Raw genomic sequence first — 13,054 nt, 5'->3', positions numbered from 1 at the left:
CGAGCCGTGATCCGCTCCAGCTCCCGCATCCCCGCGTCCTCCCCGTACTCTCCCGGCGCACCGGCCCGGCCACGGATGTCTGCATGTCCTTGACCGAGGCGGGCCCGAAGGCGGCCAGATAGCGCAGTACGGTCTCGTCGGGCGCCGGGGCGGGCGCGGACGGGCGGCCGAGCCAGTGCTCCGCGGTGGTGAGCGTGACCTGCCCGCTTCGCCCCCACATGCCGCGCGGGGTGACCTGTACGAGGGGAAGCAGGCACCGGGCGGCGACGCCCAGGGACTGCGGGTCGGCGTCCGGCCATTCCTTCAGCAGCGCCTCGCGGATCTGCTGCATCGTGCGGGGCCGCTCCTCCACCATGCCGCGGCGTGGCCAGCCGGTCCAGGTCCACCCCGGCCAGGCCCTTGCGGAACATCTTCAGCTCGCGGTCCCGCGCGGCCTGCACCAGCGGGCGCAGGGTGAGGGCGTCCTCGGCGGTGTGGGTATGGATGGTGGAGCGGATGGAGACGATACGGACGACCGCGCGCGAGCTCATCAGGCCGGACAGCTCTTCGGGGTCGAAGCCCGCCAGCCGGGACCAGAGCTGGTAGTACGGCGGCTTGACGTTCTGCGCCTGGAGGCCGAGGAGGTGCGCGACGGCGTCCTCGGCCGTCATCGCGGCGCGGCCGAGCAGGAGCTGGCGCGCCAGGGTGGCGCGGTTCAGGGCGCGAGTACCGAGTACGGGATTCGTCTTCGAGGCCATGCTCCGCACGCTACTCGTCCTTGCGGACGACTTCTGTCCTCAATGGCGGACCCCGCCGCCCTGCCGCCCTGCCCCTGCCACTTGATCCGGATATCCTGCTCCGTGGCCCTACACAGCAGCCGCCCCATACGACGCACGTTCGACCCGGGAGGTGACCTGCGATGCCGGAGCGACGAGCCCGTCCCCCGCTGTCCCCGAAGAAGCACGCATGGCGCCGTCCGGCGGCACCTCCGGCCGGTCCCCCGGCCTCCGCCGCAGCGCCCGAGGCGCCGGCCGCGCCCGCCGAGGTCCAGGCGGCCGAACACCGCAGTGTCGTACAGGCCGCGCTCTACCGGGACGGCCGGCGCGTCTCCACGCCCGTCACGCTCGCCGAGACCTTCCGGCAGCTGCGCGAGCAGCGCGACGGTATGGCGTGGATCGGCCTGCACCGCCCGACCGAGGCCGAACTCTTCTCGCTGGCCGACGAGTTCGACCTGCATCCGCTCTCCATCGAAGACGCGCTCGAAGCCCACCAGCGCCCCAAGCTGGAGCGCTACGGCGACACCCTGTTCGTGGTGCTGCGCGCCGCGCGTTACCTCGACGCGGCGGAGGAGGTCGACTTCGGCGAGCTGCACGTCTTCGTCGGCCCCGACTTCCTGATCACGGTCCGGCACGGCGCCGCCCCGGACCTCTCCGGCGTCCGCCGCCGTATGGAGGAGGCGCCGGAGCTGCTGGCGCTGGGCCCGGAGGCGGTGCTGTACGCGATCCTGGACGCGGTCGTCGACGGCTACCTCCCGGTCGTGCAGGGCGTACAGGTCGACATCGACGAGATCGAGACCGAGGTCTTCCGCGGCGACCCGGAAGTGTCCCGCCGCATCTACGAACTCTCCCGCGAAATGGTCGAGTTCCAGCGCGCCACCCGCCCGCTGGTGGGGATGCTGCACGGCCTGATGGCCGGCTTCGCGAAGTACGGCACGGACGAGGAGCTGCAGCGCTACCTCCGCGACGTCGCCGACCATGTCACGCACACGAGCGAACGCGTCGACGGCTTCCGCCAGGCCCTGACCGAGATCCTGACGGTGAACGCGACGCTGGTGACGCAGCAGCAGAACGCGGAGATGCGGGCACTGGCGGAGGCGGGCTTCGAGCAGAACGAGGAGATCAAGAAGATCTCCTCGTGGGCGGCCATCCTCTTCGCCCCGACCCTGGTCGGCACGATCTACGGCATGAACTTCGACACGATGCCGGAGCTCACGTGGGCCTTCGGCTATCCCTTCGCGATCGTGCTGATGGCGGTCGTCTGCGTCAGCCTGTACGTCATCTTCAAGCGCCGCGACTGGCTCTGAGCAATCCTCGGCAGCGCCCGCACTCGCCGGTGACCGGCGAGTGCGGGCCCAAGAAACAAACCTGCCTACGGCTTCCACCAGGCGGCGGTGGCATCGCGCAGCGTGTTCGTGCCGCAGTGCACTTCGCCCTGACCGAGGTGGTACGTGTACCAGTCGTCGAGGTACGACACCTTCATGCCCGCACCGGTGTACGCGGCGGTCACCGCGGCGGTGAAGATGTCCGTGCCGCCGATGACCGGTCCCCACTGCCGCGGGGCCAGGTAGCGATTCCTGCCGAGCACGATCCCGTTCACCGCGCCCGGGACGTACGCGCTGGTCATGACGGTTTCCGGGGCCGCCGCGCCTCGGCCGTCGTCCCTGGCGAGTTCCTGCTGCCCGTACTCACGGACCACGTCCGGTACTTCGCCGGCGCCCATCCGCGTGAGCCGCGGCATGCGATCGCCCCGCTCGCCCTCTTCCGTACCCCGCGTGTACAGGGCGGGCACCCGCACGACCTCGGCCTCGGTCACGCCCGTCTCGCGCATGAGTACCGCCAGGTTCGCCTTGATCCGCTGCGCGGCCACGGTGTTGTCGGCCACCAGCCACTTGGAGGCGAGCGCCTGGTCGATGGTCTCCTTGGGGGCGGGCATGTCCCTGCTTCCCGGCACCGAGAACATCCGCGTCCCGCCGTGGCCGGCCTGTTGCGCCTCGCGCAGCAGCCGCAGTCCGGCTTCGGGATCGGCGAGGCCGATCTTCCAGCCCCGCGGGGTGTCCGCGGGAAGGAACTGGACGAACTCGTCCACGTGGCCCACATGCAGCCACGAGGTGTCCAGGAGCAGCGGGTCCTGGAAGCCCTGGGACTTCAGCAGCGTCCGCATCGCCTTCGCGGGCTTGGAGCCGTTGTCCTTGCGCTCGCCCATGATGATGCGCCCGGCCGGGAAGGACCGGCCGCCGTGCGTGTACGGAGGGATGGTCTCCAGGTTCCCCATCGAGTTGAGGGTCGACTCCTCCGAGTCGCGCACCCCCGCCACCTGGACCACACCCACGCCCTTGCCGCGCAGCTTCTCGAAGAGTTCCCGGCCGGCCTCGCGGTCCGGCTGCGCCGACCGCAGCATCACGCGCATCACCTGCCGCCCCCCGCCGGGACCGGCCATGCTCACGTAGCCGGGCTCGACGAAGTCCTGCGCCCAGATGTCGTCGTACTTGTCGAAGGTCAGCAGCGGCTTGGTTATCCCGGCCGACTTGACCCCTGCTGCGAGGCCCTTGACGAACTCCTGCTGCCGACGCGCGTAGTCGTCCCTCCCCGCCACCTTGGTGACCATCAACTGCTGTGCCTTCTGCAGGTGGTGGTGGGTGAGCAGCGGGGCGACCCGCAGGGTGACGTCGTCCGAGGTGATCTCTCCCCCTGAGGTCACGGTCAGGCGGATCACGGCGCGACCGCCCCAGACCGCGCTGTCGCGGATCACGTCGGTGCCCTCGACCCCGAACTCCACTCCGGAGCGGAGCTCGGCGGCGGACAGGCGGGTCTTGGCCGTCATCAAGGTCCAGCCGGAGGAGCGTTTGGCGAAGACGCGCGTCTTCTTGCCGGCGGCCACGACCTTCAGCGTCCCCGTCGCTGAGGCGGGCAGGTTCTTCATCGGTACGGAACGCACGCGGGCCAGGTCGGCCGCGTCGCCGGAGCCGTTCACCTTGGTGTCGGCGGCGTCGTTGCAGGCGGCCAGCTTGGCGTCGGGCAGCGGCCTGCCGTTCGCGCCCTTGACGGCGCACCGCTTGGTGTCGTCATCGATGTTGGGGAGGAAGACCGCTCCCCTCCCCGCCGACCAGCTGTCCTCACCGGCGGTGTCGGTCGCGCCGGTGACGTCCACCCCGCCGTCCCGGTTCACGTCCGCCCGGAGGTCCGCCCGGAGGTCCGCCCGGGGCGGATCCGCGGCGAACGCCGGTGCCACGGGGGCCAGTACGGCCCCCACCACGGTGAGCGCCACTGCCGTGTTTCTCGCATGCCTCGTACCCAAGATGCGTCCCTTCCCAAGGCTCGGTTGTCGAGTCCGAAGAGGCCTGGGACGGGGAATCAGTTGCCTGCGAGCGCCGGATTCATCCCGTGGGCGATGCGACGCACGCATCCCGTCATGCCCCGGACGGGGCGATTGCGGTTACTGTCGAGCTGACGACGATGATCGGCGTATCGAATAGAGTCCGTTCGGTAAACTGAACGATGCTGGCGAAGGTGAACGGTGTGAGCAACGACGGCGGCTCGATCCAGGAGATGCTGGCGACCAATCTCAAGCGGGCCAGGACCCTGCGCGGGCTGTCCATCTCCGAGCTGTCACGGCGCTCCAGGATCGGCAAGGCGACGCTGTCGCAGCTGGAGTCCGGGAGCGGGAACCCGACCATCGAGACGGTGTTCAGCCTGTCCCGCGCGTTGGAGATACCGGTCTCGGATCTGCTGGACACCCGGCCCCCCGGCGGCCTGACCGTGGTGCGGGCCGAAGACGTCGAGGTGCTCGCCGGTGAGGGGGTCGATCTGCGGCCGCTGCAGCGGATCGAGACGCGCGACACCATTCTCGAGGTCTACGACCAGCAGTTTCGAGCGGGTTGCCGGCAGGAGTCGCTCGGCCACGTCGGGACCGAGCACACCGTCGTGCAGTCCGGCAGACTGAGCGTCCAGGTGGACGGGCGCGAGGTGGAGTTGGGCCCGGGCGACTATGTGGGCTTCGACGCATCCCGTCCACACGGATACCTGGCGGTGGGGGGACCGGTGCGCTCCGTGTTGCTGCTGCACTACCGAGCGGACCGGGGCGTGCACCCCGGCACGCCCCACTCGGCGCCCAGTCCTGACCATTGACACACATCCCGGCACCGCCCTAGCTTCTCCTCGTTCGGTAAAGCGAACGAGAGGGTGCGATGAACAGAACGCACGTGGCAGTGCTGGGCGCCGGGATCATCGGTGCCGCCTGCGCTCGCGAACTGGCGTTGGCCGGCTTCGCCGTCACCATCGTCGACCGCGGCGGTCCCGCCGCGGCGACCACCTCGCACGGCGAGGGCAACGTACTCGTCTCCGACAAGGGCCCCGGCCCGGAGTTACGGCTGGCCCAGCTGTCCCGTCGGCTCTGGCCCGAGGTGCTCGCCGGTATCGCCGAGCGTTCGGCGCGCGGCGCCAAGGCGGTTCAGGCCGTCGAGTGGGAGCCCAAGGGCGGCATCGTCGTCGCGACCACCGAGACCGGAGCCCGGCGACTGGCACGCTTCGGCGCCGCCCAGCGCGAGGCGGGGGTGCTGGCCGAAGTCCTGGACACCGTCGCGCTCGACTTCGCCGAGCCCTTCGTCACCCGTGACCGCACGGCCGCCCTCCACTACCCCGAGGACGCCCAGGTGCAGCCGGCCGGAGCGGCCGTCGCCCTGCTCGCGGACGCGCTAGCGGCCGGCGCGGCACTGCGGACCGGATGCGAGGTACGGGGGGCGATCACCCGCGGCGGTCGGCTCACTGGTGTACGCACCTCGGCCGGCCTCCTCGAGGCCGACCTGTTCGTCAACGCCGCCGGCCCCTGGTCCGGCGAGCTGGCCGCCCGGCTCGGGGCACCCGTGGACGTCCGGCCCCGCCGCGGCGACGTACTCGTGACCACTCCCCTGCCGCCCATCGTCTTCCACAAGGTCTACGACGCCGACTACGTCGGCGCCGTCGGCAGCAGCGCCGAGGAGCTGCAGACCTCGGCTGTGGTGGAGTCCACCCGGGCCGGCAGCGTACTGCTGGGCTCATCACGCCGCCGGGCCGGCTTCGACGACCGGCTGCGCCCCGAGGTTCTGTCGGCGATCGCCGCCAAGGCGCTGCGGCTGTTCCCCGGCCTGGCAGGCGTCCCGGTGATGCGCGCGTACGGCGGATTCCGCCCCTACGTTCCCGACCATCTGCCGGTCATCGGCGCCGACCCCCGCCTCCCCGGCCTCTGGCACAGCACCGGCCACGAGGGGGCCGGTATCGGCCTTTCGCTGGGCACCGCACTGCTGTTGCGGGACCTGATGCTCAATCAGCCGACGGAGATGGACGTGAGCGCGTTCCGTGTGGACCGCCCGGCAGTGCTGGGCGGCGCCACCGCACACCCCGTCAGACACACCACGAGACACCCCCCGAGTGAGGACACGGCATGACCCCCAGGCTGGTGCGCGCCGAGTCCGACGCCTCCGGGCGGCGTGACCGGCCGCTGCGGATCGTCGTCGACGGCGAGCCCGTCGACGCAATCGCGGGTCAGAGCATCGCGGGAGCGATGCTCGCGGCCGACCGCGTGGCCTGGCGCCGGGGACCCTCCGGCGCCGCCCGCGGCGTGTTCTGCGGCATCGGCGTCTGTTTCGACTGTCTGGTGACGGTCAACGCCGTGCGGGACGTACGCGCCTGCCGCCGCCGGGCCCGGGACGGCGATGTGGTGACCACTCAGTCTCGAGTCCCGGACCGCGCGAAGTCGCCGCGAACGGAGGAGCGATGACGTCCCGTCGTCCCGCCGTCGCCGTCGCTGTCGTGGGCGCCGGCCCCGCGGGCCTGGCCGCGGCGGAGGCCGCGCTGAGCGCCGGAGCCACGGTGACGCTGATCGACACGTCGGAACAGCCAGGCGGCCAGTACCACCGCATGCTGCCCGACGCCTACGCCGCGGCCCGCCCGGAGCGGCTCCAGCACGGCCGGCGCGCCTTCGACCGGCGCCGCCGGCGTGTGCTGACGCACTCGCGCTGTACCTGGTGGCCCGAGACGGCGGTGTGGGCGCTGGAGAGCCCGGATCCCGCGGCGCCCGGTCCGCCACAGGTGCACGTGCTGCGCGGCCCCGCCGATGGCGCCGGCCGGCGCCGCCACGTGCTCGCCCCGGACGCACTGGTGCTCGCCACCGGCGCCCACGACCGGGTACTGCCGTTCCCCGGCTGGGACCTGCCCGGGGTGTTCACCGCAGGCGCCGCGCAGGCGCTGGCCAAGGGCGAGCGGGTGGTGGTCGGAGACCGCGTGGTGATCGCCGGTACCGGACCGTTTCTGCTCCCGGTGGCCGCATCACTGCTGGAGGCCGGCTCCCAGGTACTGGAGGTACTGGAGGCCAACGCGCTCACCACCGTAGCTCGGGGATGGTCGCGGCGGCTGTGGCAGCTCGCCGCGCAGGCGGGGAAGTCCGGCGAACTCCTCGCATACACAGCGACCCTGGTGCGCCATCAGGTGCCTTACCGGATTGGCCGGGCCGTCGTCGAAGCGCGCGGCGAGGGCCGGGTGGAGGAGGTCGTCACCGCGCGGCTGCGCCGCGACTGGTCGGTGGTGCCGGGCAGCGAGCGGACCACGGCGGTGGACGCATTGTGCGTCACGCACGGATTCAGCCCGCAGCTGGAGCTGCCGTTCGCCGCCGGGTGCGCACTGCGCGGCTCCGCGTACGACTCCCCGTACGCCGCCCGACCCGGCCCCCTGTACGGCGAGTTCGTGGACGTGGACGAGGAACAGCGCACCAGCGTCCCCGAGGTGTACGCCGCCGGGGAGATCACCGGGATCGCAGGCGCCCCGGCCGCGCGGGCGGAGGGTGCGATCGCCGGGTGGATCGCCGGCGGCGGTGACCCGGCCGCCCCCGCCCTGCGGCACCTGCGCCGCAGCCGGGACCAGGGCCGGGCCTTCGCCGAGCGGCTGGTCCGGGCACACCCGATCGGCGCGGCCTGGTCCGGGTGGCTGCGGCCGGAAACCGTCGTCTGCCGCTGCGAGGAGACCGACTACGCCGCGCTCTGCCGGGCGGCCGCCAACCAGGTCGGCGCGGGCCCGCGGGTCGCCAGGCTGGAGACACGGGCCGGACTCGGCCCGTGCCAGGCCCGGATCTGCGGCCCCACCGTCGCCGAACTCAGCGCGCGCCCGCGCGGCGTCGCCCCGCACGTCCCCATCGACGGGTCGGCGCCGGCATCCCCACACCGTCGGCCGATCGCCCAGCCCATCCGGCTCGGCGAACTGGCCGCCGCTGCCGAGCCGGCCTCCAAGCCCCGTAAACCCGAGGAGAGCAACCCATGAGTGACGCCCAGAGCGACGCCCGGAGCGACACTCAACGGGACCAGCGGCAGCGGCACGGTCTCGGCGGAGTGGTCGTGGCCACCGCCCTGCCGTACTACGAGAAGGCGTCCGCGCCGGCCGGACTCGCCGTGGACTACGACCGCTACGCCGAGCACTGCCAGTGGCTCGTGGACCAGGGCTGCCACGGCGTCGGCCCGAACGGGTCACTGGGCGAGTACGCGGCACTGACCGAAACCGAGCGCCGCACGGTGGCCCGTACCGCGATCGAAGCGGTGGGCGGCTCCGGCACGGTCGTCGTCGGAGTGCACGGCGCCGGCTCGCACCAGGCCAGGTACTGGGCCGAGGCCGCGGCCCAGGACGGTGCCGACGGGCTGCTGTGCCTGCCTCCGACGATGTACCGCGCGAACCGGGGCGAGGTCCTGGCGCACTACGAGGCCGTGGCGTCCGTCGGCCTGCCGGTGATGGTCTACAACAACCCCGTCGACACCAAGGTCGACCTGACCCCGGACCTGCTCGCCGAGATCGCGCAGATCGACAACGTCGTCGCGGTGAAGGAGTTCTCCGGCGACGTGCGACGGGTGCTGGAGATCAGGGAGCGGGCGCCCGGCCTGGAGGTGATCAGCGGCGCGGACGACGTCGTACTGGAGAGTCTGCTGATGGGCGCGACCGGCTGGTTCGCGGGCTTCCCGAATGTCTTCCCCGCGGAGTCGGCGCTGCTGTTCGAACTGGCCACCTCCGGCAAGCCGGCGGAAGCGCGAGCGCTGTACGAACCGCTGGTCGCGGCCTTCCGCTGGGACTCCCGCACCGAGTTCGTCCAGGCCATCAAGCTCGGCATGGAGCAGGTCGGCCGGTTCGGCGGCGCCTGCCGTCCGCCCCGCGGCCCGCTGACACCGGCCCAGCGTGAGCAGGTCGAGGCCGACATGTCCCGCGCCGTAGCAGCCCTCCAGCAGCGGACGCTCTGATGCACTCGATCCGGACCATCAGCGCTGTCGACTCCCACACCGAGGGCATGCCCACCCGGGTGGTCACCGGCGGTGTGGGGCCGGTCCCCGGCGACACCATGGCCGAGCGCCGCCGCTACGCTGTGGACCACCTCGACCCGCTGCGCCGGTACCTGGTCGACGAACCGCGCGGGCACGCGGCGATGAGCGGCGCGATCCTCCAGCCGCCGACCCGGCCGGACGCCGACTGGGGCGTGCTCTACATCGAGGTCAGCGGGTTCCTGCCGATGTGCGGACACGGCACCATCGGGGTGGCCACGGTGCTGGTGGAGACCGGGATGGTCGCGGTGACCGAGCCGGAGACCGTGGTGCGTCTCGACACTCCCGCCGGGCTGGTCGAGGCGCGGGTCACCGTTCGTGGCGGCTCGGCCGAGCGGGTCACTCTGCGCAATGTGGACGCGTTTGTCACCGAGCTGGATGCGGCGGTGGAGGTCCCGGGCTTCGGGACCGTCCGCTACGACATGGCGTACGGCGGGAACTTCTACGCCATCGTCGAACTGGAGCAGCTCGGGCTGCCGTTCGACCGGCAGCGCAAGGACGCGATTCTCGCCGCCGGCCTGGCGGTCATGCGGGCGGTGAACCAGCTGAAACGGCCGGTTCATCCGGCGGATCCGCTGATCGGCGGCTGCAAGCATGTGCAGTTCCTGGCGCCCGGCTCGAATGCCAAGCACTCCCGCAACGCCATGGCCATCCACCCCGGCTGGTTCGACCGCTCACCCTGCGGCACGGGGACCTCGGCGAGGATGGCGCAGCTGCACGCGCGCGGCGAACTGCCGCTGGACACCGAGTTCGTCAACGAGTCCTTCATCGGCACCAGGTTCACCGGACGCCTGGTCGGTACGACCGAGGTGGCCGGCCTGCCCGCCGTCGTGCCCGAGTTCGCCGGCCGGGCGTGGATCACGGGCACGGCGAACTATCTCCTCGACCCGAGCGATCCCTTCCCCCACGGCTTCGTGCTGTAGCGAAGTGGAGGCGACGACCGGTTGACGAACAGCGCCCCGTTGTCGTCGTCCTCGACCAGCAGCACCCGCACGGGCCCACAACAGCGACCCCGGCCGGGCGCCTTCGTTTCACTGGCACCCGGCCCGGATCACTGGAGTTGGCGGCGGACCAGGTCGTGGAACAGGCCGCCTGTGTACGCGAGCAGTTCCGCCGGTGGGCCCTGCTGGACGATGCGGCCGTCCGCCATGGCGATCACCCGGTCGGCGTCCATGATCGTGGAGAGCCGGTGGGCGATCACGACGCGGGTGGAGCGCAAGGTGCGGGTCGACTCGATGACCACGCGCTGCGCTTCGTTGTCCAGCGCGCTGGTCGCCTCGTCGAAGAAGAGGATGCGCGGCTTGCGGATCAGCGCCTGGGCGATCATCAGCCGCTGGCGCTGGCCGCCCGAGACGGTGCCGCCGCCGTCGGACAGCATGGTGTGCATGCCCATCGGCATGGCCTTGATGTCCTCGGCCAGGCCCGCCATCGCGGCGGCCTCCCACGCCTCCTCCAGCGTGAACGCCTCCGCGCCGCAGATGCAGTCGAGGATCGAGCCGGTGAAGGGCTGGGCGTTCTGCAGGACGACGCCGCACTGGCGCCGTACGGCAGCCTGGTCGAGGGCCGCCAGATCCTGGCCGTCGTACAGCACGCTGCCGGAAACGGGCTTGTCGAAGCCGATGAGCAGCCGCAGCAGCGTCGACTTGCCGCAGCCGCTGGCCCCGACAACCGCGACGAACTCCCCTTGCCGGATATGGACGTTGACGTCGTCGAGTACCAGGGGGCCGTCGTCCGTGTAGCGGTACGACAGGCCGCGGGCCTCGATGGCGCCGCTCAGCACGCCCGGTTGGGTGCTGGAGCCCCGTACCTCGGGAGTCTCCTCGAAGACCGGCTTGACCTGCTCGAACATCGGCAGCACAGCGGCGGCCGAGATCAGCGCACCGGTCAGCTGTGTGACCGAGGACAGCATCATCGTCACGGCGGTGCTGAAGGTGAGGAACTCACTGGCTGACATGCTGCCGCGGGCCGGTCCGGCCAGCAGCATGAACATCACGAGGGTGCACAGCGGCAGGTAGACCGCGTTGAGCACGGTGATGACGTTCTTGATCCGGCCGACGCGCTGCTGCAGCTCGCGGGTACGGGCGAACTCCCGCGCCCACGCGGCGTACGCGAAGCTCTCGGCCGCGGCGACGCGCAGCTTGGGCAGTCCGCGCAGGGTCTGGTACGCCTGGTTGTTGAGCTTGTTGCCGATCTTGATCAGCTGCCGCTGGTAGCGCAGCTGCCACAGCCCCAGGCCGAGGAAGACGCCGGCGATCACGAGCAGCATGGCGACCGCCGCCATCGCCAGCGGCACGCTGTAGACGAGCAGCAGTACGAGGTTCATCGTGCCGACGGTGCTCGCCTGTACGGACACCGAGCCGATGCCGGACAGCACGCGGCGGATGGAGCTGATGCTCATGGCCGCGCCGGCCAGTTCACCCGTGGAGCGGCCCGCGAAGAACTTCGTCGGCAGCCGCAGTAGCCGGTCCCACACCGCCGGCTGCAATGTGGCCTCGATGCGGCCCTCCATACGCAGGATGGAGACGTTCTGCAGCAGCATGAAGGCGGCCGAGACGACGCTGGTCGCGATGAGCGCCAGGGCGGTCTGCACGATGAGGCTGTTCTCCGCGTTGGGTACGTACTCGCCGAGCACCTTGCCGGTGGCGATGGGCACCAGCGCGCCGAGGCCGACCGCGACCAGCCCGCCCAGGACGATGCTGCGCAGCTCCGCGCGGGTGCCGCGCAGGCAGAATCGCACCAGCGCCGGCAGGCCCAGCCGCCCGTCGGGCAGCGGGCGGTAGAGCATGACGGCACGCTGGTCGAACGCGCCCTCGTTGGCCTTGCCGATGCGTTCGCGCGCGCCGGTGGCGGGGTCGGACGCCTCGTATCCGCCGCGCCGCCACAGCAGCGCCACCGGCGTCCCGTCCCTTTCGCGCCGGCCCACCAGGGGCCCGCTGTTCTCCTGCCACCAGCGCCCGCCGAGTCTGACGACGCGGGTACGGATCCGGGAGGCGAGCGCGATGCGTTCGACCGGGTCCGTCCGCCCGGAGGCGGCGCCCGCCTCGCGCGGTTCGGCCAGGGTGATACGGGCCTCGTCGGCGACCAGGCGGCACACGGCGAAGGTCGCGTCGTCGCTCGCGCGGCGGTGGGCATCCCCGCCGGAGCGGCCGATGGAGGCCAGCAGCGCCTGGTCCGCCTGGGTACGGGCGGCCTCGCCGGCCTCGATACCGGCCGCCGTACGGTCCTCGTGGGCGCGTTCGAGCTGGTCGATCCAGTCGTCCAGGGCGTACAGCAGCCGGTACTGCTGGTCGGTCATGCCCTGCCACATCGCCGCGTCGACGAGGAGGGTGCCGGCTCTGTCCTCCTCGTACCCCTCGTACGCGGCGCCGTACTGCACGCTGCCGGGGGCTATCTGCATCCACAGGATGTCGTCGTCGGCCCCGCCCTGCCCGGTGGTGGCGCGGCCGTCCAGCGGTGCCTGGTAGAGCACGCGCAGGCCGCGGCCGATGCCTCGCGCGAAGGCGTCCTCCAGGGGGCTCAGCGTCGCGCCGGCGGCGCCGTACTGGCCGTACTGCCCGTACTGGCCGTACTGGCCCTGGTCGGCGTACCACTGGCCGGCGTAGAACTGGCCGGTGTCCCACTGCCCGGTGTGCCACTGGTCGCCGGGCTCGGGGCGGTACAGCTCGCGCAGTTCGATGCGGCGCAGCGTGCAGCCCTGCAGGGGCCGGCCGACCAGGGTGTGCTCGGGGCCGTCGACCGGGCCCAGCAGCAGCGTGCCCGCCGTCAGCCGGCCGAGGAAGTGCCAGTGCCCCAACTGCGCGGCGTCGACGGCGAACAGGTCCAGCTCGCCGTCGACGACGAGCCACAGTACGAGCGGCCCCTCCAGGGACAGACTGCGCATGCCCGAGCAGTCGACCGCCGAGCCCAGCGCGCCCATGGCCGCGACGACCGGGTCGGGCGCCGCCCAGCCCGGCTGTCCGCCAGGGACGGTGG

9 protein-coding genes and 1 pseudogene are annotated in these 13,054 nt (G+C 71.9%); 7 read left to right on the top strand and 3 right to left on the bottom strand.

What is annotated here, in order from left to right:
• Positions 1-737, bottom strand: a pseudogene (locus NLX86_RS31500) (winged helix DNA-binding domain-containing protein); the annotation flags it as partial.
• Positions 738-898: 161 nt separating this feature from the next.
• Here NLX86_RS31500 and NLX86_RS31495 point away from each other — a divergent pair.
• Positions 899-2,062 (top strand): magnesium and cobalt transport protein CorA, encoded by a 1,164-nt coding sequence (locus NLX86_RS31495; protein WP_254375231.1) that lies wholly within the window; start codon positions 899-901, stop codon positions 2,060-2,062.
• Between the two features lie 65 nt (positions 2,063-2,127).
• On the opposite strand, the gene NLX86_RS31490 is transcribed toward NLX86_RS31495, so the two are convergent.
• Positions 2,128-4,023, bottom strand: coding sequence for a protein-arginine deiminase domain-containing protein (locus tag NLX86_RS31490; RefSeq protein WP_254375230.1), 1,896 nt, complete (start codon positions 4,021-4,023; stop codon positions 2,128-2,130).
• A gap of 251 nt (positions 4,024-4,274) precedes the next feature.
• Here NLX86_RS31490 and NLX86_RS31485 point away from each other — a divergent pair, with 251 nt between their 5' ends.
• From NLX86_RS31485 to NLX86_RS31460, 6 genes are read left to right on the top strand one after another with little or no spacing between them, the layout of a single operon-like run.
• Positions 4,275-4,883 (top strand): XRE family transcriptional regulator, encoded by a 609-nt coding sequence (locus NLX86_RS31485; RefSeq protein WP_254375229.1) that lies wholly within the window; start codon positions 4,275-4,277, stop codon positions 4,881-4,883.
• A 59-nt stretch (positions 4,884-4,942) separates the two neighbouring features.
• Entirely contained in the window at positions 4,943-6,178 is a 1,236-nt protein-coding gene (locus NLX86_RS31480) for an FAD-binding oxidoreductase (protein ID WP_254375228.1), read from the top strand.
• Positions 6,175-6,510, top strand: coding sequence for a (2Fe-2S)-binding protein (locus NLX86_RS31475; protein WP_254375227.1), 336 nt, complete (start codon positions 6,175-6,177; stop codon positions 6,508-6,510). The genes NLX86_RS31480 and NLX86_RS31475 overlap by 4 nt, the downstream gene beginning before the upstream one ends.
• On the top strand, positions 6,507-8,042 hold the full coding sequence (locus NLX86_RS31470; protein WP_254375226.1) for an FAD/NAD(P)-binding oxidoreductase: 1,536 nt from the start codon (positions 6,507-6,509) through the stop codon (positions 8,040-8,042). The genes NLX86_RS31475 and NLX86_RS31470 overlap by 4 nt, the downstream gene beginning before the upstream one ends.
• On the top strand, positions 8,039-9,004 hold the full coding sequence (locus NLX86_RS31465; RefSeq protein WP_254375225.1) for a dihydrodipicolinate synthase family protein: 966 nt from the start codon (positions 8,039-8,041) through the stop codon (positions 9,002-9,004). Before NLX86_RS31470 ends, NLX86_RS31465 begins: the two co-directional genes overlap by 4 nt.
• On the top strand, positions 9,004-10,005 hold the full coding sequence (locus NLX86_RS31460) for a proline racemase family protein (RefSeq protein ID WP_254375224.1): 1,002 nt from the start codon (positions 9,004-9,006) through the stop codon (positions 10,003-10,005). The genes NLX86_RS31465 and NLX86_RS31460 overlap by 1 nt, the downstream gene beginning before the upstream one ends.
• Before the next feature lie 128 nt (positions 10,006-10,133).
• On the opposite strand, the gene NLX86_RS31455 is transcribed toward NLX86_RS31460, so the two are convergent.
• The gene (locus NLX86_RS31455) at positions 10,134-12,998 is read right to left on the bottom strand and encodes an NHLP bacteriocin export ABC transporter permease/ATPase subunit (RefSeq protein ID WP_254375234.1); all 2,865 of its coding nucleotides are present in this window, start codon (positions 12,996-12,998) and stop codon (positions 10,134-10,136) included.
• Positions 12,999-13,054 lie beyond the last annotated feature (56 nt).

The organism is Streptomyces sp. A3M-1-3, from assembly GCF_024213665.1.
Lineage (GTDB): Bacteria > Actinomycetota > Actinomycetes > Streptomycetales > Streptomycetaceae > Streptomyces.
This window is presented reverse-complemented; position numbering and strand designations above follow the sequence as displayed.